Annotated in this window: 15 protein-coding genes; 5 read left to right on the top strand and 10 right to left on the bottom strand. The window is 61.0% G+C overall.

Translation table 11 applies throughout. The annotated features are described in order from the left end of the window. The first annotated feature begins 156 nt into the window (after nt 1-156). Entirely contained in the window at nt 157-1,044 is an 888-nt protein-coding gene (locus tag PVZ72_RS04945) for an alpha/beta fold hydrolase (RefSeq protein WP_273861339.1), read from the top strand. A gap of 215 nt (nt 1,045-1,259) precedes the next feature. Here PVZ72_RS04945 and PVZ72_RS04950 read toward each other — a convergent pair whose 3' ends face one another. From PVZ72_RS04950 to PVZ72_RS04975, 6 genes are all read right to left on the bottom strand, one after another. Beyond that, entirely contained in the window at nt 1,260-2,231 is a 972-nt protein-coding gene (locus PVZ72_RS04950) for a D-2-hydroxyacid dehydrogenase family protein (RefSeq protein WP_187980063.1), read from the bottom strand. Nucleotides 2,232-2,376: 145 nt separating this feature from the next. Then, nucleotides 2,377-3,183: an ABC transporter ATP-binding protein gene (locus PVZ72_RS04955; RefSeq protein WP_273861340.1), complete on the bottom strand. Its 807-nt coding sequence runs from the start codon at nt 3,181-3,183 to the stop codon at nt 2,377-2,379. Continuing rightward, nucleotides 3,165-4,178, bottom strand: a complete 1,014-nt coding sequence (locus PVZ72_RS04960; RefSeq protein ID WP_273861341.1) for a FecCD family ABC transporter permease — start codon at nt 4,176-4,178, stop codon at nt 3,165-3,167. The genes PVZ72_RS04955 and PVZ72_RS04960 overlap by 19 nt, the downstream gene beginning before the upstream one ends. Continuing rightward, a complete protein-coding gene (locus PVZ72_RS04965) occupies nt 4,175-5,152 on the bottom strand; it encodes a FecCD family ABC transporter permease (RefSeq protein ID WP_187981247.1) in 978 nt (325 codons plus the stop codon). Before PVZ72_RS04965 ends, PVZ72_RS04960 begins: the two co-directional genes overlap by 4 nt. A 59-nt stretch (nt 5,153-5,211) precedes the next feature. Next, nucleotides 5,212-6,156 carry an ABC transporter substrate-binding protein gene (locus PVZ72_RS04970; RefSeq protein WP_187980060.1) on the bottom strand — a complete coding sequence of 315 codons (945 nt, stop codon included), beginning with the start codon at nt 6,154-6,156 and terminating at the stop codon, nt 5,212-5,214. 294 nt (nt 6,157-6,450) lie between these two features. After that, a complete protein-coding gene (locus tag PVZ72_RS04975; RefSeq protein ID WP_273861342.1) occupies nt 6,451-8,577 on the bottom strand; it encodes a TonB-dependent siderophore receptor in 2,127 nt (708 codons plus the stop codon). A gap of 165 nt (nt 8,578-8,742) precedes the next feature. On the opposite strand from PVZ72_RS04975, the gene guaB reads away from it, so the two are divergent. The 4 genes from guaB (at nt 8,743) to PVZ72_RS04995 (ending at nt 17,849) form a co-directional block, all read left to right on the top strand. Further along, nucleotides 8,743-10,212, top strand: a complete 1,470-nt coding sequence (gene guaB, locus PVZ72_RS04980) for an IMP dehydrogenase (RefSeq protein WP_059315777.1) — start codon at nt 8,743-8,745, stop codon at nt 10,210-10,212. Nucleotides 10,213-10,340: 128 nt separating this feature from the next. After that, nucleotides 10,341-11,918 carry a glutamine-hydrolyzing GMP synthase gene (gene guaA, locus PVZ72_RS04985; protein WP_173149486.1) on the top strand — a complete coding sequence of 526 codons (1,578 nt, stop codon included), beginning with the start codon at nt 10,341-10,343 and terminating at the stop codon, nt 11,916-11,918. 499 nt (nt 11,919-12,417) lie between these two features. Beyond that, complete coding sequence (locus tag PVZ72_RS04990) at nt 12,418-15,222, top strand: hypothetical protein (RefSeq protein ID WP_273861343.1); 2,805 nt, start codon at nt 12,418-12,420, stop codon at nt 15,220-15,222. Continuing rightward, a complete protein-coding gene (locus PVZ72_RS04995; protein WP_273861344.1) occupies nt 15,219-17,849 on the top strand; it encodes an adenosine deaminase in 2,631 nt (876 codons plus the stop codon). Before PVZ72_RS04990 ends, PVZ72_RS04995 begins: the two co-directional genes overlap by 4 nt. 573 nt (nt 17,850-18,422) lie before the next feature. Here PVZ72_RS04995 and PVZ72_RS05000 read toward each other — a convergent pair. From PVZ72_RS05000 to chrA, 4 genes are all read right to left on the bottom strand, one after another. Continuing rightward, entirely contained in the window at nt 18,423-20,369 is a 1,947-nt protein-coding gene (locus PVZ72_RS05000) for a putative bifunctional diguanylate cyclase/phosphodiesterase (RefSeq protein WP_273861345.1), read from the bottom strand. 413 nt (nt 20,370-20,782) lie between these two features. Continuing rightward, nucleotides 20,783-21,460, bottom strand: coding sequence for a type 1 glutamine amidotransferase domain-containing protein (locus tag PVZ72_RS05005; protein WP_187980055.1), 678 nt, complete (start codon nt 21,458-21,460; stop codon nt 20,783-20,785). 146 nt (nt 21,461-21,606) lie between these two features. Next, nucleotides 21,607-22,857 (bottom strand): hypothetical protein, encoded by a 1,251-nt coding sequence (locus tag PVZ72_RS05010; RefSeq protein ID WP_273861346.1) that lies wholly within the window; start codon nt 22,855-22,857, stop codon nt 21,607-21,609. 177 nt (nt 22,858-23,034) lie between these two features. Then, on the bottom strand, nt 23,035-24,210 hold the full coding sequence (gene chrA, locus PVZ72_RS05015) for a chromate efflux transporter (RefSeq protein ID WP_273861347.1): 1,176 nt from the start codon (nt 24,208-24,210) through the stop codon (nt 23,035-23,037). Nucleotides 24,211-24,212: the final 2 nt, after the last annotated feature.

Below are 24,212 nucleotides of genomic sequence, written 5' to 3' on the forward strand. Positions count from 1 at the left end.
TTCGCTGTAGGAGCGCCCCATGGCCGCGATGCTCTCAGACGCCGTAGCCCGGTAGGGTGGAAAACCGCGCAGCGTTTTCCACGCGAAGTGGCCACCTTGGGAACTCCCAGGCCCGCCCACCTCTCCGCTCTACAACACCCTTTGCGGAGAACTCTGATGCTCACCTCCATCCAGGCCGGCGTCTTGGACGTGGCCTATCAGGTCCAGGGACCGGACGGCGGCGCGCCGGTCCTGCTGCTGCATGGCTTTCCCTACGACATCCACGCCTACGCCGAGGTGGCCGATGAACTGGCCGCCGCTGGCTGCCGGGTCTATGTCCCCTTTCTGCGTGGCTACGGCGCCACCCGCTACCTGAGCGCCGATACCCCGCGCTCCGGCCAGCAGGCGGCCCTGGCCCATGACGTCCTGGCGCTGCTCGATGCCCTGGGCCTGGAGCGGGCGACCCTGGCCGGTTACGACTGGGGTGGCCGCGCCGCCGGCATCGTCGCCGCCCTCTGGCCCGAACGGGTCGCGGGGCTGGTGCTGGGCGACGGCTATCCGATCCAGGACATCGCCGCCGCGGCGACCCAGCCGGCCGAGCCGGCGGCGGAGCTGCGCTATTGGTACCAGTACTATTTCCACGGTGAACGAGGGCGCGCCGGCCTGGCGGAACATCGCCGCGACTTCTGTCGACTGCTCTGGTCGCTGTGGTCACCCAGCTGGCGCTTCAGCGATGCCACCTATGCGCTTACCGCTGCGGCCTTCGACAATCCCGACTTCGTCGACACCGTGATCCACTCCTATCGCCACCGCTACGGCCTGGCCCCGGACGCTCCGGCCTATGCCGAGACCGAGCGCCGGCTGGCGGCGCAGCCACCCATCCCCGTGCCCACCACGGTATTGGCCGGTGCCGACGATGGGGTCACCACGGTGCAGGGTGAAGCCAGGGTGGTGCAGCACTTCAGCGGACCCTTCCGCTACGAGGTGCTACCCGGCTGCGGCCACAACATCCCCCAGGAAGCCCCCGCCGCCTTCGCCGCTGCGATAAGGGAGCGGTTGTCGTAGGTTGGGTTGAGACGGCTTCATCGTCGAAACCCAACAGCGCTCAAGCCTGGACAATGGTGGGCTTCGCTGCGCTCAACCCAACCTGCGAGGTGTACACCGCTTTTCCCCCTCTCTTTCTGGGAGAGGGCTGGGGTGCAGTTGTCAAGCCTCGCTGCGCCCAACAGAGCGCTGCGTAGAGTGGATAACGGCGCAGCCTTATCCACGCGCCCCCAAGCCTACCGCCCCAACACCTCCGGATTGGCCAGCCCCGTCGGTTCGCCGGCGAAGAAGCCCACCAGGTTGGCGAAGGCCTCGCCGAAATAGAGTTCGTAGCTGTGCTTTTCCACGTACCCCAGGTGCGGGGTGCAGAGCACCTGGGGATGGGCGAGCAGGGGATCGTCCGGCGCCACCGGCTCCTGCTCGAAGACATCCAGCGCCGCCTGGCCGGGATGACCCTGTTCCAGCGCCGTGAGCAGGGCGCCGGGTTCGATCAGGCCGGCGCGGGCGGTGTTGACCAGCAGGGCGCTCTTCTTCATCCGCGCCAGGTCTTCGGCCCGCACGCAGCCGCGGCTGCGCTCGCTGTATCTCAGATGCAGGCTGATGACATCGGCCTCGGCGAAGAAAGACGCCTGGCTGGTCGCCGCGCGATGGCCGTCGGCTTCGGCGCGGGCGCGCGAGGCCTCGCTGCCCCAGACCAGCACCGGCATGCCGAAGGCCTGCCCGTAGCGCGCCAGGCGCTGGCCGATCTTGCCGTAGCCCCAGATGCCGAGGAGCTGCCCATCCAGCCGTTCGCCCAGGTTGACCTGCCAGCGTCCGGCATAGAGGGCGTCGATGGCCGGCTTGAGCTTGCGCCGGGCCATGAGGATCAGCGTCCAGGTCAGCTCGGCGGTGGAGACCGGCGAACCACTGCCTTCGCAGACCGCTATTCCCCGGTGGGTGCAGGCGGCCACATCGAGGTGGGCGGTGGCCTTGCCGGTCTGGCTGATCAGCTTGAGGCGTGGCAGGTGCGCCAGCAGCTCGGCGTCGATACGGGTGCGCTCGCGGGTCAGCACCAGCGCATCGGCATCGCGGAAGCGCTCCACCAGCACCTTGGGATCGCGCTCGGCATCGTGATAGAGCGTCACCTGATGCCCGGCGCGCTGGAGCAGGGGGTAGCAATCCAGGGTTTCGACGACGTGCTGGTAGTCGTCCGGGATGACGATATGCATGGCGGGCTCCGTTGTTGTTCTGGATCGCCAGTGGAGCACCTGCGGGGTCGTCCGACAAGATGGGGTGCAACGGTGGACGAGGCGGCGCCCTTGTCCACCCTAGCGGTAGCCTGGAAAACCGCGCAGCGTTTTCCGGGGCCTGCGTCTAATAGGGAATCACCAGCGGCGTGCCCGCCAGGGGATTCTCGATCACCGCGCACCTGAGGCCGTACAGCGCCTCGATCAGCTCGGGGGTGACGATCTCCGCCGGCGGGCCCTCGGCGAGGATGCGGCCGGCGCGCAGGGCGATGATGTGGTCGGCGTAGCGACAGGCCTGGTTGAGGTCGTGCAGTACCGCCACCAGGGTGCGGCCACCCTCCCGATTGAGGCGGCAGAGCAGCTCCATCAGCTCCACCTGGTGGGCGATGTCGAGAAAGGTGGTGGGCTCGTCGAGCAGCAGCAGCGGGGTCTCCTGGGCCAGCGCCAGGGCGATCCACACCCGCTGGCGCTGCCCGCCGGAGAGGCTGTCCACCGCCCGCTCGGCCAGCTCCAGGGTGTTGGTGGCTTCCAGGGCGTGCTGCACCGCGCGCTCGTCGGCCTCCGTCCAGCCGGCGAAGGCCTGACGATGGGGATGACGCCCGCGGGCCACCAGGTCGCTGACCAGGATGTCGTCCGGTGCCACCGCGCTCTGCGGCAGCAGGCCGATACGCCGGGCCACCTCGCGGGTCGGCAGGTCCTGGATCAGCTGGCCGTCCAGGCGCACCTCGCCGGCGCTGGGGCGGATCAGCCGCGCCAGGCTGCGCAGCAGGGTCGACTTGCCGCAGCCGTTGGGGCCGATGATGACGGTGAAGCGGCCATCTGGCAGCCGCACATCGAGGTCGGCGCAGATCGGCTGGCCGCCGTAGCCCACGGTGAGGCGGTGGGCGGCGAGGCGACTGGAGGGGGCGTCTTGGCTCATGGGGTCCGCCGCCATTCGCGGCTCAGCAGGAAGATCAGATAGAGGCCGCCCAGGGCGCCGGTGAGCAACCCGACCGGAATCTGGAAGGGCGCCAGCAGCCGCTGGGCCAGCAGGTCGGCCAGGGCGGTGAGGCAGGCGCCGAGCAGGGCGGGGGCGAGGATGCCGAGATCGGCGCTGCGGGTCAGGCGGCGGACCAGCTGGGGCGCCGCCAGGGCGACGAAGCCGATGGGGCCGGCGGTGGCGATGGCCAGGGCGGCCAGGGCCACGGCGACCGCCAGCAGCAGATTCTGGCTGGGCAGCACGGCCAGGCCCAGGGCGCGGGCCAGGTCGTCGCCCAGCTCCAGCAGGCGCAGCCGCCGCGCCAGCCAGGCGGCCAGCGGCAGGAGCAGCAGGCAACCGGCGAGCAGGGTCAGGGTGCGACTCCAGGTCAGCATGTCGAGGCTGCCGAACAGCCAGAGCCGGGCCTCCTGGGCTTCATCCAGCTCGGCGCGGGTCAGCAGGTATTCGTTGAGCGAAGCGAGCAGGGCGCTGACGGCGATGCCCAGCAGGATCATCCGCTCGCCACGGATACCCGCCAGAGCCGCCAGGCCGGCGACCAGTACCGCGGCCAGCAGCCCGCCGCTGAGGGCGCCCAGCATCAGCGCCGCGCCGCCCAGTTGCAGCCAGAGCAGGGTGATCAGCGCACCGCTGGCCGAGCCGACGGTGAAGCCCACCAGATCCGGACTGGCCAGGGGATTGCGCGCCAGCCGCTGGAAGATGGCGCCACTGGCACCCAGGGCCGCGCCGACGCCAAAGGCCGCCAGCAGTCGCGGCAGGCGCAGCTCCAGCAGGATCAGACTGGCCAGGGCGTCGCCCCGACCGAGCAGGGTGGCCGCCACCCGGTGCGGCGCCGGGGCGAAGGCACCGCCGCTGAGGGTCAGGGCGCAGATGCCGATGGCCGCCAGCAGGAGCAGCAACAGGCAGGCCTTGAAGCGCGCCGAGCGGCGGGGGGCGAAGCGATGACGACTCAAGGGCGCACCCGCCGGGCGGAACGGATGATCAGCGCGAGCAGCACCGGGGTGCCGAGCAGGGCGCAGACGATTCCCGCCTCCAGCTCGCCCGGCAGGGCCACGCGGCGGCCCAGGGTGTCGGCCAGCAACAGCAGATTGGCCCCGGCCAGCGGGGCCAGTGCCAGGATCCAGCGCCAGTCGGCGCCCACCAGCAGGCGCAGGGCGTGGGGCACTACCAGGCCGAGAAAGCCGATGGGTCCGGCCACCGCAGTGGCGGCGCCGCACAGCAGCACGATGGCGACGAAGGCGAGCAGCCGCAGTTGTCCGGGGCGGGCGCCGAGGGCGCGACCGAGGTCGTCGCCCAGGGCCAGGGCATTGAGACGGCTCCCCAGGGGCAGGCCCAGCAGCAGGCCGATCAGCAGCAGCGGCAGGATGCCGAGGGCGCCACCCGGCGTCTGGCCGCTCAGGGCGCCCACCGCCCAGAAGCGGTAGCTGTCGAACACCGCGCTGTCGAACAGGGTGATGATGCCGGTGCAGGCGTTGAGGCTGGCGCTGAGGGCGATGCCGGCCAGGATCAGTCGCAGCGGCTGGCCACGGGCCGGAGCGCTGCCACCGAGCAGATAGACCAGGCCGGCGGCCAGGGCTGCCCCCAGCAGGGCGCAGGCCAGGCGCGTCGGGGCGTCGTCAAGCCCTGCCAGCGACAACCCGGCCACCACGGCGAAGGCCGCTCCGGCATTGATGCCCAGCAGTCCGGGGTCGGCCAGGGGATTGCGCGTCAACGCCTGCATCAGGGCGCCGGCCAGGCCTAGGGCGGCGCCCACCAGCAGCCCGAGCAGGGTACGCGGCAGACGCAGCTCCCAGAGCACCACGGCCTCGGTGGAGTCATCGGGCGCAACCAGCAGGTGCAGGATCTGCGCCGCCGACAGCGACCGTGCGCCTATGCCCAGACTCGCCACCACCGCCAGCGCCAGGACGCTCAGCAGCAGGACCAGCACCAGGCCACCGCGGGCGGCGGATGCCCGTTGCGCAAGAGGCGCGGGGCGGGCCGGCGGGGTCATGTCATCCCCAGGGCGCCGGCGACCGTGCCGATCACCTGGCGGGCAGCGAGGGGCCCGGCGTTGAGATAGAAGGCGTCGGTATCCACGCGAACGGCCCGGGACTGACTCACCGCAGTCAGCCGCGGCCACAGCGGTTGCCGCTCCAGGCTGGCCAGGGCGGTGCCCTGCTCGGCGTAGAACAGCCAGTCGGCGTCGGCCAGATCCAGCAACTCGGCGCTGACATCCCGCGAGGTGCCCTTGAAGCGCTGCGCCGCCGGGCGGGTCACGCCCATGGCCTGCAGCAAGCCGCCGGCAAAGGAATCCGCGCCCATCAGACGCAGCCGGGCGCCGCTGGAAAACAGCAGCGAGGCGGAGGGCGGCTGAGTTCCCAGGCGCTGCGTGATGCCGGCGAGATCCCGATCCAGGTCCGCCAACAGGCGCTCGGCCTGTTGGCGCCGCCCCAGGGCATCAGCCAGCACGAGGAAGTCCGGCCGCCAGTTGCCACCGGTGCCGCGCGCCACCACCGTGGGGGCGATGCGCGAAAACAGCTCCAGGCCGCCGGCCTTGAGCACGGTGCGGTTGAGCACGATCAGATCCGGCGCCAGGCGCGCCAGGGCTTCCAGATCCGGCGCCTGGCGACTGCCCAGATCGACCATGGCGTCCAGCTCGCCGGCGCGGCCGGCAAGGGCGCTGCGCAGATAGCCGGGGGCCAGTTCGCGATTGTCCACCCGGGTGGTGCCCGCCGGGATCACGCCCAGGCTCAGGGCGGCGTCCAGCTGGCCGGTGGAGATCACGGCCACCCGCAGGGGCTGGCGGGGGATAAGGGTGCTGCCCACCACATGCTCCACCTGCCGCGGGAACTCGCCATCGACGACCGCTGCACGCGCGAACACCCGACCGGACAGGCCGGCGAGCAGGACGGTACCGGTGGCGAGCTGGAGAAAGGCGCGACGATCGAGCATGAAGGCGACTGGCTGAAGACTGAAAGAGCCCCGTCAGGCGGGCCGAGGCCCCGAGCGGGGCGGCTAGGATAGAGCATCGCTACGGGCCTGGCATCCGCTAAGGACGCCGGGCCGGTCCCTCTCCCTTTGGTGTGAGCGCAGGCTGCTATCGGATCGCGGCCATGGGCCGCTCCTACAGGTGATGCAAACTTGGGCGTAGCGTGGAAAACCGCGAAGCGTTTTCCACTGTGTTGCACGTTTCGATCCGCCCCCTCTCCCCTTGGGACAGGGCTGGGGTGAGGGCAGGCCGCTGGCTTAGAAGCTCACCGTGGCACTCAGCCGCGCCGTCCGCGGCTCGCCCACCGCCACCTGCAGCGGACTGTTGGCGCTCGACGGGTAGTACTGCTTGTCGAACAGGTTGTCGACGTTGAGCTGCAGGCGGGTCTGGTAGCCGGTCACCGGCAGGTCCCAGCGCAGGAAGGCGTCGGCCACGGTGTAGCTGCTCATGTAGAAGCTGTTGGCCGCATCGCCGGCCCGCTCTCCGACGTAGCGCGCGCCGCCGCCGAGGTGCCAGCCACCGAGGTTGGAGGGGACCGGCAGGTGGTGGGTCAGGTAGAGACTGCCGCTGTGCTTGGGTGCCTGGGGCAGGCGCTTGCCCTCGTTGCTGGGATCATCGAGCACCTCGGTGTGATCGTAGGCATAGGTGGCAATCATGTCCCAGCGCTCGGCCAGATGGCCGGTGAGGTCCACTTCGAGGCCCCGCGAGCCGACCTTGCCGGCGGCTTCGCTCACGCTCACACCCGCCACGTTGCTGGTGGTCACTACGTTCTTCTTCTGGATGTCGTACAGCGCCACGTTCAGATTCAGACCAGGCGTCAGGTCGTACTTGGCACCCACCTCGAAGCTGCGGCCTTCTTCGGGATCGAAGGTGTTGCCGCGGTCGTCGACGGTGGTGTTCGGCACGAAGGATCGACTGTAGTTACCGTATAGCGACAGGGTATCGGTGGCCTGGAACACCACACCGGCCAGCGGCAGGGCCGCGTGATCGCGCTTGTCCAGATTGGCGACATAATCCCGGCCTAGGCCTTGATCGCTGTACTGCTTGAAACTTTGGTAGCGGCCGCCCAGCACCAGGATCCAGCGATCGTTCAGGTGCCAGTTGTCCTTGAAGTACAGCGAAGTGGATTCCAGGCTGCTGTCCTGATCGCTCTGGGTCGTGCTCAGGAGGCTGGGTGCTGCCAGGCTGCCGTACACCGGCGCGTTGATATTGATGTTGCGGCGCGAGGCATTGTTGTTGCGGTAGGTGTTGCCACGGTACTGGTCGTTATCCTCGTGATCGAGGCCCACTAGCAGATCATGGCGTTGGCCCAGCAGATCCTGCCGGCCGATGAAGTCCCAACTGGCGTACGTCGTCTCGTAATCGTAATGGGCGCCATTGGCCGTCCGCAGCAGATTGCCATTCGCGGCCAACGAGACCGGCTGGGCGAAGTCCAGGCTGTACCTGTCGTTGTTCCAGGCGTAGATCAGCCGCGTCTTCCAGTCATCACTGAGCTGGTACTCGTAGCGAGCGCTAGCCGTCTCGGTGATGCCTTTGCTCTCGGACCATTTCTCGTCGAGGCGCTTGTCGTAGCTGGCGCTGCTGGGATGCCCATTGACGAACACCGTCCCGCGATCCACCGGGCCGGTGTAATCGTTATAGGAATAGGCCAGGGTCAGGCTGGCGCGCTCGCCGGTCCAGGACAGCGACGGCGCCACCAGGCTGTGCTGATCCACGCCATAGTTGCGCCAATAGTCTTCGCTCTGGCGCTCGGCGATCAGCCGATAGGCGAAGCCGCTGTCACCCAGGGGGCCGGTGGTGTCGATGCCGAGATTGCCGCCGCCTTCGCTATAGGCCGAGCCGCTCAGGGTGGTGCGTTGCTGGTACTGCGGCTGCTTGCTGACCACGTTGATCAGACCGCCGGGCTCCAGGGCGCCATAGAGCAGCGAGGCGGGGCCCTTCAGGACTTCCACGCGCTCGGCGGTGGCGTCGAAGTTGTGCGACAGATTCGAGCGCACCCCATCGCGAAAGATGGAGCCATCGGCGTTGCTGCCGAAGCCGCGTTTGACGAAGGCATCCTTGGTCCCGGCCAGGGTGTTGCCCTGGGTCACGCCGCTCACGAATTTCGAGGCGTCGTCCAGGGTCCGCACCTCGTAGTCCTGGATCAGCTGCGGGGTCACGGTCTGCACCGATTGCGCCTCTTCCCTGATCGGCACATCGCTCTTGCTCGCCGTGGAAGCGGTAGCCGCCCGATAGCTGTCGTCCGCCTCGCTGGCCGTGGCGGAAATGTCCATGGGGGCGAGACTGGCGTTTTCCGCGGCCAGCAGGCCCGAACTGGTTGCCAGGGCCAGGGTGCTGAAGGCGAAGGGCGCGAAACGGCGAAGGGCTCTGGGCGGCGTGTTCAAGGGCAATCTCGGCAGGGGCGGGTAAAGTGGCGGCGATTCTATGTTGATAGTCATTCTCACGTAAATCGAATCCTCTTACCGTTGGTGTCCGAGTGCGTTGCCGCCCATCCCCAAGCGCAGGTATAATGTCGCGCTCCTAAATTTTCCCGCCCGGGAGCGCCCGCCATGCTGCGCATCAGCCAAGAAGCCCTGACGTTCGACGATGTTCTCCTCATCCCCGGCTATTCGGATGTCCTGCCGAAAGACGTCAGTCTCAAGACCCGCCTGACCCGTGGCATCGAGCTGAACATTCCCCTGGTGTCCGCCGCCATGGACACCGTGACCGAGTCCCGTCTGGCCATCGCCATGGCCCAGGAAGGCGGCATCGGCATCATCCACAAGAACATGACCGTCGAGCAGCAGGCCGCGGAAGTCCGCAAGGTCAAGCGCTTCGAGGCCGGCGTGGTGAAGGACCCCATCACCATCGACGCCGATGCCAGCGTGCGCGATCTGTTCGACCTGACCCGCCTGCACAACATCTCCGGTGTCCCGGTAATCTCCGGCCGTGACCTGGTGGGTATCGTCACCTCCCGCGACGTGCGCTTCGAGACCCGTCTCGACGTGCCGGTGCGCGAAGTCATGACCCCCAAGGATCGCCTGGTCACCGTGCGCGAAGGCGCCGACAAGCAGGAAGTCCGCGAGCTGCTGCACAAGCACCGCATCGAGAAGGTGCTGATCGTCGACGAAGCCTTCGCCCTCAAGGGCATGATGACCGTCAAGGACATCGAGAAGGCCAAGGCCTACCCCAACGCCAGCAAGGACGACGCCGGTAGCCTGCGCGTCGGTGCCGCCGTCGGTACCGGTTCCGAGACCCCCGAGCGCGTGGCCGCCCTGGTCGCCGCCGGCGTCGACGTCATCGTCGTCGACACCGCCCACGGCCACTCCAAGGGCGTGATCGAGCGCGTGCGCTGGGTCAAGGAGACCTACCCGCAGGTGCAGGTGATCGGCGGCAACATCGCCACCGCCGAAGCCGCCAAGGCCCTGGCTGACGCCGGCGCCGACGCGGTCAAGGTCGGCATCGGCCCGGGCTCCATCTGCACCACCCGCATCGTCGCCGGTGTCGGCGTGCCGCAGATCTCCGCCATCGCCAACGTCGCCGCCGCCCTCGAAGGCACCGGCGTGCCGCTGATCGCCGACGGCGGCATCCGCTTCTCCGGTGACCTGTCCAAGGCCATCGTCGCCGGTGGTTACTGCGTGATGATGGGCTCCATGTTCGCCGGTACCGAAGAGGCCCCGGGCGAGGTCGAGCTGTTCCAGGGCCGCTCCTACAAGTCCTATCGCGGCATGGGCTCCCTGGGCGCCATGTCCCAGACCCAGGGCTCCAGCGACCGCTACTTCCAGGATTCCGCCTCCGGCGCCGAGAAGCTGGTCCCGGAAGGCATCGAAGGCCGCGTCCCCTACAAGGGCCCGCTGGCGGCGATCATCCACCAGCTGATGGGCGGCCTGCGTGCCTCCATGGGCTACACCGGTTGCGCCACCGTCGAGCAGATGCGTACCAAACCGCAGTTCGTGCGCATCACCGGCGCCGGCATGGCCGAATCCCACGTCCACGACGTGCAGATCACCAAGGAAGCGCCTAACTACCGCGTTAGCTGATTCCTGATTCAAGAGCCTGTTAAAAGCGCCGCGTGTGGACTTTTAACAGGCTCTTAGTTCTTACGTTGCGATTCGGGGCTGTCTTACAGCCCCGAATCGTCTGAACCTAGCGCTATCGAGACCTGGCCATGTCCCAAGACATCCACGCCCACCGCATCCTCATCCTCGACTTCGGCTCCCAGTACACCCAGCTCATCGCCCGCCGCGTGCGCGAACTGGGCGTCTATTGCGAGCTGCATCCCTTCGACATGGACGACGCCGACATCCGCGCCTTCGCTCCGCGCGGCATCATCCTCGCCGGCGGGCCCGAGTCGGTCCATGAGGCCGGCAGCCCGCGCGCACCCAAGGCGGTGTTCGACCTGGGCGTACCGCTGTTCGGCATCTGCTACGGCATGCAGACCATGGCCGAGCAACTCGGCGGCAAGGTCGAAGGCTCCAACATCCGTGAATTCGGCTATGCCAAGGTCGACGTGGTCGGCAAGAGCCGCCTGCTCGAAGGCATCCAGGACCACCTCGACGACGACGGCGTGCTCGGCCTGGACGTCTGGATGAGCCATGGCGACAAGGTCGGCAAGCTGCCGGACGGCTTCCACATCGTCGCCAGCACCCCGAGCTGCGCCATCGCCGCCATGGGTGACGACGAGCGCGGCTGGTACGGCGTGCAGTTCCACCCCGAGGTGACCCACACCAAGCAGGGCGGGCGCATCCTCTCGCGCTTCCTGAAGGACATCTGCGGCTGCGAAGCCCTCTGGACCCCGGCCAACATCGTCGAGGACGCCATCGCCCAGGTGCGCGCCCAGGTCGGCAGCGCCAACGTGCTGCTGGGCCTCTCCGGCGGCGTCGACTCCTCCGTGGTCGCGGCCCTGCTGCACAAGGCCATCGGCGAGCAGCTGACCTGCGTCTTCGTCGACAACGGCCTGCTGCGCCTGCACGAGGGTGACCAGGTGATGGCCATGTTCGCCGAGAACATGGGCGTCAAGGTGATCCGCTCCAACTCCGAGCAGCGCTTCCTGACCAACCTGGAAGGCGAAGCCGACCCGGAGAAGAAGCGCAAGATCATCGGCCGCACCTTCATCGACGTCTTCGACGCCGAAGCCAGCAAGCTCGACAACATCAAGTTCCTGGCCCAGGGCACCATCTACCCCGACGTCATCGAGTCGGCCGGCGCCAAGACCGGCAAGGCCCACGTCATCAAGTCCCACCACAATGTCGGCGGCCTGCCCGAGGAGATGAACCTCAAGCTGGTCGAGCCGCTGCGCGAACTGTTCAAGGACGAGGTGCGCAAGATCGGCCTGGAACTGGGGCTGCCCTACGACATGGTCTACCGCCACCCCTTCCCGGGTCCGGGCCTGGGCGTGCGCATCCTCGGCGAAGTGAAGAAGGAATACGCCGACCTGCTGCGTCGCGCCGACGATATCTTCATCAGTGAACTGCGCAAGGCCGACTGGTACCACAAGGTCAGCCAGGCTTTCGTCGTCTTCCAGCCGGTGAAATCCGTCGGCGTGGTCGGCGACGGCCGCCGCTACGCCTGGGTCGTCGCCCTGCGCGCGGTGGAAACCATCGACTTCATGACCGCCCGCTGGGCCCATCTGCCCTACGAGCTGCTGGAAAAGGTCTCCAACCGCATCATCAACGAAATCGACGGCATCTCCCGCGTCACCTACGACGTCTCGAGCAAGCCGCCGGCGACGATTGAGTGGGAGTGACTTAGTGGGCTTTGTATTAATTCATTAATTCTCTAATTAAGTAGGGTCCGCAAATGTGGGCCCTATTTTTTTGGGTATTTTTTATTAATCTGACAATGCCTGTTGAAGCAATTTTAAAATCATCTCGATTCCACGCAAAAATATCGATGTTTTCTTATTGATGGGTGTTTTTTGTATATATGGATTTCCAAGAATAATTATCGTAAGCTATATGTCTGGATTTAAATTAGTTATTTATTGGTGGTTGTTTATTAGGGTTTAATTCGGTTTATATTTTAAATTTTTATAAGTTTTCGGTTTACAAATCTTGCTATTTTTTAGCGTGTGAATATATTAATGAGATAGCTTGGTCAATGGTTTGAGTATACGTGTGGGTCGACATTGTGCTTTTATTATGCCATGAGCACTCTAGAGCGAGCCAGCAGTAAGCGTATAAGTCATTGACATTTTCCTTAAATAGGGATCCGACAAGGATAAACAAAGAATGCGGGGTTTTTAAATGCGTGTTATTGATCTTAATGGAAGTGGTGCTGAATTCTTTGACGATACTGCTAAAGTTCTTCAAGGTGAGGCTTTAGAAAAGCTAGGCTCTATAATAAGAGCCCAGCTTGGGCGGCTCGAAAATCCGAATTACAAACCGCCTTTAGGAACAGAGTTAAGTTATCCGCGGCCTCATAATGGAATACTAATACAAGGAGGGAGAGGGAGTGGTAAGACAACTTTCCTCCTCAATGCTTTGCATTACCTTCAACATAATCAAAGAGACAGTTCTCAGGTTTGGTTTGAGGGGTTGCAAAGTAGACTTCAAGTTTTACCCCCAATAGATCCTACGCTGATCGAAACCAAAGAGCATATCATAATAGTGATTATTTCGCTGATTGATGCTGCGCTCGATAACCTAGCCAATAATCCAGAAGCGAGCCGGGAAATAGTAAATGAAGCTCGAAGAAGAATGGCTGAAGGTCTCGGCCTTCTTGATGGAATTGGAAAGAGTAACCCGTATGGGGAGGAATGGGAGGATCCAGAGTGGATTATGAGTCGAGGCTTAAGAAAAGCCCGTAATGGCCGATCTTTTGAAATAAAATTTCAAGTATATATTTACGAAGCTCTCAAAGTTCTTAATAAAAAGGCCTTTGTTCTGGCTTTTGACGATGTGGATACCAATTTCCAGCATGGAAGTACAATCCTTGAAACAATTCGAAAGTATTTGACATCACCTCAGCTTATTCTTTTGATATCTGGAGATCTTGAGCTGTATGGCCGATTGGTAAGGCGAAATATTTATGATACGTTTGGAAAAAATGTCATGCGATACGATCCTGATGTTATTGGGGAAGAAAAAACCGGTATTTCTTCCGCTGTTCAAGAGTTAGAAGAACAGTATCTTTTAAAGATCGTGCCGCCACAGAATCGTATTGCTATGATGCCTCTAGGCGGTATTATGCAAGCTGCGCGCTCTAGCGAAATAGTAGTTGTTCCATTCGGCAGATCTGAGAAATTTCCTCTGCGCGAGTGGGCTAGCAAAAGTATACGGCGACAGCTGCTTGAAGAATCGTCTTCTAATGGGGCGAAAGATGTATACCATCCTTTCCTTGAACTAGTATCTCGCGAGCATTTGCGTTTGGTCATCGGATATCTTCGCGCGATCGGTGAGGAGGATTCGGTACTTGGTCGTCGGGGAGTTTTTTCTGTATTCGAAACGCGTCTTCGGCTTGCTGGCTTGGACTCGCTACAATTAGCGCATGCGACTCTAAATGACGTCTTGTTATTTACTTTCCGTTGGTTAATAACGCAAGACAAGCCGACATCTCTTGCTCGATTTGGTGTGCCTAGCGATGCTGACAAAGCGATTATCCTCCATTGTTTAGCCCTGGCTATCTCCGCGGAGTTAAAGGGATCGCCAGCTAATTGCCTACGAACTCTTTTAACCTTTAATCTTCCTATTTCGATGATGCAACGTACAGGGTTGTCGCGGCTAAGGGAGCGTAAAGCTATCCTAGAGTTTATATGGGGTGATGCGAGTCCAGATCTTCTTGAGGTGGCGGGATGCATCGGTTCTATTGCACGTTTTGACACCGCTGAAGAAAGCTCCAATAGTATAGGTAGTTTAAGGGCAAGTTGTTTCGGTTCAGTTGGCACAAAAAAAGAGGAGGTCCGATCTGAGCTGATGCGTAAGATGTTTGATTTGCCTCCGAATAAAAGCGCAGAAGGCATTAAGACAGTAAGGGATCTAGAAGGCGCCATTTCTTCTAAGAATGATGATGTTTCTGCTAGACGTTGGCTGACAAGTCTTTTAAAAGATACGGATATCGCAGAGATGTATCCGCAGAAAGGAGTTGTCTGGTTTCCGCTTCATGACTTGTCAATTCGCTGTGGGGAATTTGGCTCGTTACTGGATTTAATTACTTTTGATAGGTTTAGTGGGCGCGGTGAACAATTTAGGTCTGTATCTGCTATATCTTTGCTAGCATCCATATCAAAAATCCTAGCAGATAAAGATGGCCTTGAGCTACGCGAGCTTGCACGAACCTCTATAATTCCTGCATTTCTTCCTGATGTTGACGTCACGCGCTTAGGCTTTTCCGAAATAGAGGATATGCCAGCAGGTGGCGACGGTGAAGAAACCGCTCCTTTTGAGGCAGAAGAACAGTCAGATTTTCCTAGGTTTTTAGAATGTATTAGTGGCTGGAAACGTTTTGCTAAGCAATATGCTGGTGACGATAGCGACGCTCATGGAAAAATAGCAGAAGTATCTCCGTCGGAACTAGCACGTATTGCGGAAAGAATTCACGATCAGCTGCTGTCATTGGATGAAGAGGTCACGCTCGACTGGAAAACAGGTCATATTTTACACCGTCAAATTACTAATATTTTACATGCGTTGCTAACGACAACTTCCGGAAATTTTGGTCGACTCGCATCACCTAAATCTTCGGATCGCCCACTTGTTGAAGCACTACGACGAGCTTCAGATCAAGATGCTCGATATTTTCATCCCCTTGCTGCGATTGTACTCTCCTGTCCTTTGGTTTGGGCGTTTCTCAATACAGAAGAAGCATATAAAACGAGCGGGACTAGCACCTATAGTTTGAAAGATGAAGCAGAAAGAGCGTTACGGACGTTCCAAGACAACTGCGGAGTAGAAGACGCCCCCTTTAATCCAGAGTGGCTTAATCCACCAATTATCTCGATTGCAATTGGGCGTCGTAGCGTAGCGCGCCCACGAACAGTTACCCAAGCAGGTTTTTTTGATTTGTTGAATGTAGTGCCTAGGTACTACCCTAAATCTAGTGCTTCCAAATGATAGAAAACTTCGCGGAAAATAGATTTTTCGTTCGCTCTTTAGTTGAGCTCGCAAAGGCGAGCATGTCTAATCTCGACATGCTCGCTCGGCTAGAGTTAGGGGCCAGCGGAGGATCAGCAGACACCCACCTTAAAAGCCTATGTTTGACAGCTGAGGGTCGTGCAACAATAACTAAAAGTTTCGTAACTGGAAGATTTTTAAGATTTCGCAAGCTACATCCATTGCTGACAGATGAGGCTCTAGAACATAAGCTTGCGTGGGCCATAGCTGGCCTAGCTCAAGAGCAGTCTGACTGGTCTCGCGATACTGTCAACGAACCAGGGAAATGTATAATTCCCTTGCTCACGCGACTTGCAAGAACTTTCCTATGTGAAGCTCGTGATGGTTCTTTACGCGTACGTTCATGCTATCTAGCAGAGTGGCAAGACCTCGTGCTGGTAGTTCCCCCAATGTTAGTTTCCGCTGCTTGGATGGCCGTGCATACGGATGGGCTTGGAGATACGATTTCTAATCGCAGAATCTTTCAGCAACGAGTGCAAGGCTGGCTTTGCGATAGCACACTTCCTGTAGACGATGATCCGTTTCTGGATCACCTTTGCAGGGTAGAAGGTCTCGATGAGGCTCACATGCATCTAAATGGAACCACAGAAGCTGATAAGGTGTGGATGGATGCACTGCGTAAACCTTCTAATGTTGTGGGAGCCATTAGCAGCAATATTGGGCGTGAGCATGGGATGCACGCTGCAATTGGGAATGGGGTAAATCGGCTTTTGATTCAAGAAGATTCGGCCCTTACTCCTAAGCTTCTTTTGAGAAGGGTGGAGAGTGCCGTAGACTTGAAGTCTTTTTTGCTTGAAACTTTGGGTTCAGCTCAAGAGTGGTCTTTTTCTAATAGTTCGAGCTTGCAACAAAGATATGCAGCTGCGGTTCGAGGTAGGGTAGCCGAAAATGGAATGTCCGCAACTACCGCAGAAGCGCTACAGTTGGTAGATATTATTATCAGTATTAAAAAAAGTCGTGACGATAGTTTTCGTGGACTTGCTTTTTTTTGGTATGCATTGATTCGCGCTCAGTTTTGTAGGCTTTTAGTTCAGCAGGTTGAGCAGAAAGGGTTTGATCAGTTTCAATATATAACTTTCAATGAGTTGCGTGAAAATACCGAGAAAGACTTTGCCGAACGGTTCCGCCAGATTGATCGAGGATTGCAGCAGCCAATTGATTTTCTAGAGGGGCGTTTTGCACCTAAGACTACACCTGATGGAACTGCTATTCGGTTGATGCAGATCCTGCGGGGCTATCTCCAATTTTTAGACGAAAGACCAGATGGTAAATCTCGAGGAATTCTAAGAAAATTCTTTTCTGACAAAAAGGAATTTTCTCCGTCGCTTTCAACGACGCTAGGGTTAGTGCGCTCTTTTGAAAACGGAAAGATAGAAAACGGCGAAGAGCTGATCGCGCGAAGCGAGCGTCGTCTACGGCTCGGACTTGTAGTGCATTTCATTAAAAAAACCGACTCTGATGAGCGTGGACGTTTTAAAGAAGGTGGTTATCTTGCACCGGTATGCAGAGATAGCAAAGCTAGACGAGAGGCTGACCAATCAGCGCGGGCTTTAGTCATGTTAATGAATAGTACTGCAGGGCTTTCCGAGATTATTCGAGGCGTAGACGCTGCCAGTAACGAGCGTCATTCAGGTCCTGAGGTTTTTGCTCAAGTCTTTCGGCGGCTAAGTCGCGCTGGTATTAAACGTTTCACGTATCACGTTGGGGAGGATTTCGTACATATTGCTTCAGGTTTACGTGCGATTCATGAGGCAGTTAGATTTCTCGATTTGTCAGCAGGCTGTCGTATAGGGCATGGTACTGCCGCAGGGCTAGTTCCTTCCAAATGGTGGTCTTCAGTTGGAGGGGCGTTAGTTCAGCCGCTTGAGGACAGACTCGATGACCTTGTTTTTGCATGGGGAACTCTATCGTATAAGGGTGTCCTGCTTGATAGGCTGCCCTTGCTCGATTTAGAAATACGGCGCTTGTCAATGCAAATCTGGCAAGATCCGGTTTTAACTCCAGATCTTCTTTTGCGTGCGTGGCAGTTAAGACACCTCGATCCCACTGTTCGCGATTACGGAATGTATGACGTAGACCGAGAACGCAATGCTGAAATTCAGCTTTTTCAGGATTGCAAAAGCCGAGATCCTGATGCGCATACACAGTTTCTTCGCAGGCATGGAGTTGGCGTCGCAAATAGTGTACTTAAGCATGGGGCAAAGCCAGTTTTGGTGACGCGTGAAACTGATGTTCTAGATATTGAAGTCCTTGAGGTTTTACAGCTAGCAACGCTGGAGCTATTGCAAGAGCGTCGCATAGCGATCGAAACTTTACCTAGCAGCAATGTACGAATAAGTATTCATCAGGCCTATGAAGATCATCATGCTGTAGGTTGGTTGGGTGTCGGGAAAAAACTCGGTTCCGCAGCAGTTATTATTGGTTCAGACGATCCCGGGATCTTTGCAACAAGTCTCAGGGCAGAATACGCCCATTTGCTACGTGCGCTAGAGAGCAATGGTGCTGGTTTAGAAGCGACAAAAATTTTGGAAAACATGAATACTAATTCAAAGCGTTTTAGATTCTGAAAGCTTTTAGGTGTTCTATAATGGCTTTTGTGTTTAGGAGTATTCTCATGTTCGAATTGAGTATCAGTTTTTCGTCATTACGCATATTCGAAGTTTATTTGTGTGGGTTTTAGCTGTTTCTTGTTTTGAAAATCGAAAGCCTGCTATTTTACAAAGCTCCAATATCAATCCTTTTCAATTTATTTTCTTTTAAAAAGGCATGTGCTATTTCTTATAAGTCAATCGGGGCTTGATTATTGACTCGATTACTGTCTTTGGCTGATTGTCTGTGAGTTAGGACCCTTCGCTGTTTGTAAAAGTCGGTTAAGGCGGTAAATTACTATGTTAGTCAGGGTTTAGAGGAGCTATCGGCACACGAGATGTCTTGAAGTTGCCGTAGACACATCTACCTTTAGCTGCTGTATCATCAAATAAATCGATGGAATCTCTCGCATCACCTATTACATTTTGGGTAGCAGTCGTTTGGGCACGGTAAGTCGAAATAGCGGTGAGTACATAGCGAAATCCCACTCGTTAAGGATGAGCTTAGCTGTTGCAGTATGTACTTGTGTAGCGTCTAACCCTTTCTAAGAGTCAAACCGCAAACACCTCAGCCAACTGCTCCCCCTCCAACCAACCCCTAATATCACTCGCCCGCATAGGCTTGGCGAACAGATAGCCTTGGGCCCAAGTACAGCCTAGATTCTTCAGCGCACCCAGTTCTGCTGCCGTTTCCACCCCTTCCACGATGCATTCCAGCTGCATGTCCTGGCACAGGGCGATCAGGGATTTGACGATCTTGAAGCTGGCCGGGTCGAGGTGGAGGTCGGTGACGAAGGTGCGGTCCACCTTCAGTTTGGTCAGCGGTAGGGCGTGGATCTGGCTGAGGCTGGAATAGCCGGTGCCGAAGTCGTCGAGGGAGATGCCGCAACCCAGTTCGCGAAAGCGGCTGATGGCGCGCTGGGTCTGGGGCAGGTCCTGGATAGCGGCGGTTTCGGTGATTTCCAGGTCGAGGCAGGCCGGATCGAAGCCGCTGTGCCTGATCAGTTCGACGATCTGCTGGGCGGCGTCTTCCGAGCCGCAGTCGTGGGCGGAGAGGTTGAAGGCCAGGCGGATGCCCTTGGGCCAGTGCACAGCCGCGTTCAGGGCCTTGCTCAGTAGGGGCAGGGTGAGGCGATTGACCATGCCGACGCGCTCGGCGGTGGCGATGAAATCACCCGGTGGCACGTTGCCCAGCTCCGGGCTTTCCCAGCGCGCCAGGGCCTCGAAGGCCACCGTCTGCTTGCTGTGGATGTCCACGATGGGCTGGAAGACCATGTAGAACTCGCGCTCCAGGTCGGCCCGGCGCAGGGCCTGTTCGGTCAGGCCTTCGCGATTGAGTTGCTGGCGATGGGCGGTGCTGAACAGGCAGGCCGTGCCGGGGCGGTGGCGCTTGCTCTGGTACAGGGCGTAGTCGGCGTGTTCATAGACGTCCGTGGCGGTAAAGGCCTGGTCGGGAAAGGTCGCGATGCCCAGCGAGCCACTGATCTGGATGGGCATGTCCACCAGCAGGAACGGCTCGCGCAGGCTGGCGCAGACCTTTTCGCCAAAGGTCCGCAGCTGCTCGTCGTTCAAGACCCGGGTGATGATCAGGCTGAATTCGTCGCCGCCAAGGCGGGCCAGGTGGACGTCCTCGTCGAGCAGTCCGCTCAGGCGCTGGCCGACCTGATAGAGCAGCCGGTCGCCCACGCTATGGCCATAGATGTCGTTGACCGGCTTGAAGCCGTCTAGGTCGATCAGGCCCACGGCCAGGCGGGTCCCCTGGGCGCGCGCATCCGCCAGCAGGGTATCGAGGCGGGCGAAGAATTGCCGGCGGTTGGCGAGGCCGGTCAGGCTGTCCTGATTGGCGAGCTTGAGATTTTCCTCGCTGAGCTTGGCTGTTTGCGCCTGCATGTTCACCAGGCGGGTGAAGTCGCCGTACTGCGCCTTGAGGATGACCAGCATGGCGATGGACACCAGCAGGACGTCGATCGCCGTGGCCACGAAGGTGCTGATGGTGGTGGAGGCGAAGAACACCACGAAGGCGGTGTTGACCACGGCGGTGGTGGCCAGGGCCGCGGGCAGCAGGTGCATCATGCAGAAGATGCAGCCGATTACCGTGATCGCCATGTAGAAGCCCACATGCGCCTGGGTATAGCTGTCGCCATAGGGAAACAGTGCCAGCGCCCAGGCGGTGAAGGCCGAGGCCACGATGGGCGCGAGCCTGTTGGTGCGCTTCAGGGCCGTCAGCATCTGCGTCGGACTGCGCGGCTGATTGCGCGTGCGGACCCATTCGGCCGCCCGGATCACGCCGAACAGGGTCATGATCAACGGGCAGTAGAGCACCAGCCAGCGTGGCGCGACGGCGTAGTGGGTGCCGGCCAGCATCAGGGTGTTGGTCAGCAGGATGAAGTACATCATCGGCAGCTGGCGCGACAGCGCGAGGTATTGCGCCTTGACCAGGCCGGGATTGTCCTTGGGCACGGACATCAGGACGCGCACGCCGAGCAGGATTCTCTTCATCGGGCAATGCTCTGAAAATACGACCAGGTAACCAACTGCACGGATATCCTTTCCAGCCTGGGCGGAGCAGGGTTGAAGGCTGCGCTCATGGGAGGGTGTCGGCTGGCGCCTGGATTTCTGCAACCTTGGCGACTAATGGCACTTTGATCTTGTTCGAGTTGCCAATCGTCATAGTTATAGGCGAGGCGAGCGCCGGTGAACAGCCTGGACGATTGCCGGCGACCAAACGCTTGGCGTAGACCTCCAGTGGTCGTTCAGCAGTGAAGACAGGGGCGCCTGGCCGGTCCGCCTGAGTAGTCGGGAACGGGACGCAGCCTTGTGCTCAGCTCTCCCGCGCAGGAGCGGCCAGGTCGGTGGTGATGGACCTCAACGAAAAGCCCGCCATTAGGCGGGCTTTTTCAGGTTCGGGACGCTCAGCCCAGCTTGGTCAACAGGGCATCCGCCGCCGCTTCCGAACTGGCCGGATTCTGGCCGGTGACCAGGTTGCCGTCCTCCACTACGAACTCGCCCCAGTCCGGGCCCTTCTCGTAGCGGGCGCCAAGCTTCTTCAGCTCGTCCTCCACCAGGAAGGGCACCACGTCGGTGAGTTGCACGCCGGCTTCTTCGCTGTTGGTGAAACCGGTGACGGTGCGGCCCTTGACCAGCGGCGTGCCATCGGCGGCCTTGACGTGGCGCAGCACGCCAGGGGCGTGGCAGACCAGGCCGAAGGGCTTGTTGGCCTGGGCGAAGGCTTCGAGCAGGGCAATGGAGTCGCGGGATTCGGCGAGGTCCCAGAGCGGGCCGTGGCCGCCGGGATAGAAGAGGCTGTCGTAGTCCTCGGCCTCTACCTTGGCGAGCTTGACGGTATTGGCCAGGGCCTGCTGCGCCTCGGGATCGTTCTTGAAGCGCTCGGTGGACTCGGTCTGGGCGTCGGGGGCGTCGCTCTTGGGGTCCAGCGGCGGTTGACCACCGGCGGGGGAGGCCAGGGTGATCTCGGCACCGGCATCCTTGAAGACGTAGTAGGGGGCAGCGAATTCTTCCAGCCAGAAACCGGTTTTCTTGCCGGTGTCGCCGAGCTGGTCGTGGGAGGTCAGGACCATCAGGATCTTCATCGCGCGTTCCTCGTGTTCGGAAGGGTATCGCTAGACAGACCCTGGGTTCCTGCCGTGAGTGCCCGGCTCTTGTGGTAAGACACGAGTACCTCACAGAAGCGGCCGGCGAGCCGCCCGGTTGGGGCGGCCGTGGCATTCAGGGGCGATCAACCCCAGCCAAGCGTGCCGCCCGGCTCATAGCGCTCACGAGCGGAGACGGTGCTGGCGACGTCATCGAGGTTATGAACGCCTACCAGTTTGATCAGCGAGTCCAGGTTGTCGACCTGGCCTTCGTAGCCTGCGTCCCGGAAGACATAGGTGTCCTGGCCGTAGTGGAAGACGGCGGCATTGACCAGGCCGGTGGTGGACTGGGTCACGGTGTTGAGCGCGGCGAACAGGCTGGTCGCCTTCGCCAGGGCGGCGTCCTGGATGGTGACCACGGCTTTCTCGTCGTACACCGCGAAGCCGAAGATGATGTGGTCATCGTTCGCGTTGTAGTCGGTGACCGTCACATGGTTGGCGGCCAGGGAACGGTTGGCGGCGGCGCTGCTACTGCCATCGAAGTTGACCAGACTGGGTTCGAGGCTCAGGTAATCGGGCCCTTCGCCCAGGGTAATGGTGGCCCCGTGACCGTAGCTGCCGCTCAGGTTGGCGTTGTGGGCGGCCACGCCCTTGGTGAACAGCAGGTCCACGTAATCGTTGCCAGCGCCGGCGTTGATGGTGACATCAGCCTGCTGGATATGGGCGCTGATCTGATCGCTACCGGCGCCGGTATCGACGGTGATGGCCTTGACCCGCGAGTGGGCGAGGGAGGCGACGCTATCCAGTTCCGCGGCGGCGATGGTGCTGACACTCACCGAGTCCTTGCCGCTGCCGGTGATCACGCTCTTCAGGAAGGCGCTCTGGCTGGCATAGGTGTAGTCATGGCCTTCGGTGTAGCCATGCAGGAAGTCGATCGACAGGCCGGCAGTGGAAGTAGAGCCGTCGAAGGTCTGCAGGCCATCGAAGTTGTCCAGGGTGATGATGTCGCCTTCATTGAACTGATTGGTCGGCACGTCGGTGAGGCTGACGGTCAGCTTGGCGATGCTCGAATCCAGGGTGCTGTCGCTGGTGGTGGCGCCGCGAGAATGGCCTTCGAGGCGGGTGATCTGGTCTTCCCAATGACCGGTCAGGGTCAGTTCGTTCAGGGTCGAGCCGGCCGCATAGTGCGGGCCCTTGGCGTCGAAGGTCTTGGCGAAGCCGACGTATTCGGGCGCGGCATTGATATCCAGGGTAAGGCGCGGCTGGCTCTGGAAGGCGTAGTAGGTAACGCCATCAAAGGTGCCGGCCGGCTTGGCGGGCGCGGCGGCCAGGGGCGCCTTGGCAAGGGCAGCGGTGAACAGGGGGGCGGTGGTGTCCAGGGGATTCTTGTAGGTCATGGCGGTCATCCTTAATGCAGGTCAGGCCGAGCGCTCGCTGGACACGTTCTCGCGCAGGGCAAGACGTTTCATACAGCTGAACGTCACGCCGACAGTGCCTAGCTTTCCACGGAGCTACAGCGAACCACGCCGCAATTTCATCGGGCCACTAGTGGCACGCCGCTAAACGGTAGTGCGCTAAAAGTTCAACAACCAGGCGGCCAGAACGACCAATAGCGCGATCAGCACGGGCGACCAGCGGGTGCTCAGGAGCAGCACCAGGGCCAGCGCGGCCAGCGCGACGTCCAGCGGGCCGCGGATGCCTCCCGTCCAGACCGGATCGTAGAGGGCCGCCAGCAGCAGGCCGACCACCCCCGCGTTGAGTCCGGTCAGGGCGCGTTGCCAGCCGGGGTGCTGGCGCAGGGTCTGCCAGAAGGGCAGGGCGGCGAGCAGGATGAGCGCGCCGGGCAGAAAGATCAGCAGGGTCCAGAGCAGGCCATTGAGCCAGGCGGGCAGGGTGGCGGGCACCAGGGCACCCAGGTAGGCGGCAAAGGTGAACAGCGGTCCGGGCACCGCCTGGGCCAGGCCGTAGCCGGCCATGACCTGACCATCGCTGACCAGGCCGACGGGCACCACCACCGCCTGCAGCAGCGGCAGCACCACATGGCCGCCGCCGAAGACCAGGGCCCCCGCTCGATAGACACCCTCGGCCAGGTGGCTCCAGGCGGGCAATAGCAGCAGCGGCAGCAGGAACAGCAGCAGGGCGACGACCCCAAGGTGCCGGGAGAGTCCGGTTCGCAGGACCAGGGCCGGCGGCGTGGCGGTCGGCGCCAGTGCCAGGCGACCGACCAGGGCGGCCAGGCCCAGCCCCAGCAGTTGCCCCGCCGAACCGGGCAGCCAGAGCGCCAGGCCGGCGGCGACCAGCGCCAGGACGCGACGCGGCGTATCCGGGCACAGGCTGCGGCCCATACTCCAGACCGCCTGGGCCACCACGGCCACGGCGAAGACCTTGAGGCCATGCACCGCGCCCGAGTCGGCCAATCCCGGAAAGTGGCCAAGGCCCAGGGCGAACAGGATCAGCAGCAGGGCGGAGGGCAGGGTGAAGCCGAGCCAGGCTGCCAGCAGACCCCAGCCGCCGGCGCGCCCCAGTCCCAGGGCCATGCCGACCTGGCTGCTGGTCGGACCGGGCAGCAGCTGGCAGAGCGCGACCAGCTCGGCATAGGCGGCTTCATCCAGCCATTGGCGGCGGGTGACGAAGGCCTGGCGGAAATAGCCCAGGTGGGCGATGGGCCCGCCAAAGCTGGTGCAGCCCAGGCGCAGAAAGATCATGAAGACCTGCCAGGCGCTGTCCTTATCGCGGGCGATGTCGCGCATGG

The organism is Pseudomonas sp. LA5 (assembly GCF_028640825.1).
In the GTDB taxonomy this organism is placed as follows: domain Bacteria; phylum Pseudomonadota; class Gammaproteobacteria; order Pseudomonadales; family Pseudomonadaceae; genus Chryseomonas; species Chryseomonas aestiva.

Coding starts and splice junctions, on each gene's coding strand:
- PVZ72_RS04945 (WP_273861339.1), top strand. CDS start 157: ATGCTCACCTCCATCCAGGCCGGCGTCTTGGACGTGGCCTATCAGGTC.
- PVZ72_RS04950 (WP_187980063.1), bottom strand. CDS start 2,231: ATGCATATCGTCATCCCGGACGACTACCAGCACGTCGTCGAAACCCTG.
- PVZ72_RS04955 (WP_273861340.1), bottom strand. CDS start 3,183: ATGGCGGCGGACCCCATGAGCCAAGACGCCCCCTCCAGTCGCCTCGCC.
- PVZ72_RS04970 (WP_187980060.1), bottom strand. CDS start 6,156: ATGCTCGATCGTCGCGCCTTTCTCCAGCTCGCCACCGGTACCGTCCTG.
- guaB (WP_059315777.1), top strand. CDS start 8,743: ATGCTGCGCATCAGCCAAGAAGCCCTGACGTTCGACGATGTTCTCCTC.
- guaA (WP_173149486.1), top strand. CDS start 10,341: ATGTCCCAAGACATCCACGCCCACCGCATCCTCATCCTCGACTTCGGC.
- PVZ72_RS04990 (WP_273861343.1), top strand. CDS start 12,418: ATGCGTGTTATTGATCTTAATGGAAGTGGTGCTGAATTCTTTGACGAT.
- PVZ72_RS04995 (WP_273861344.1), top strand. CDS start 15,219: ATGATAGAAAACTTCGCGGAAAATAGATTTTTCGTTCGCTCTTTAGTT.
- PVZ72_RS05000 (WP_273861345.1), bottom strand. CDS start 20,369: ATGAAGAGAATCCTGCTCGGCGTGCGCGTCCTGATGTCCGTGCCCAAG.
- PVZ72_RS05005 (WP_187980055.1), bottom strand. CDS start 21,460: ATGAAGATCCTGATGGTCCTGACCTCCCACGACCAGCTCGGCGACACC.
- PVZ72_RS05010 (WP_273861346.1), bottom strand. CDS start 22,857: ATGACCTACAAGAATCCCCTGGACACCACCGCCCCCCTGTTCACCGCT.
- chrA (WP_273861347.1), bottom strand. CDS start 24,210: ATGCGCGACATCGCCCGCGATAAGGACAGCGCCTGGCAGGTCTTCATG.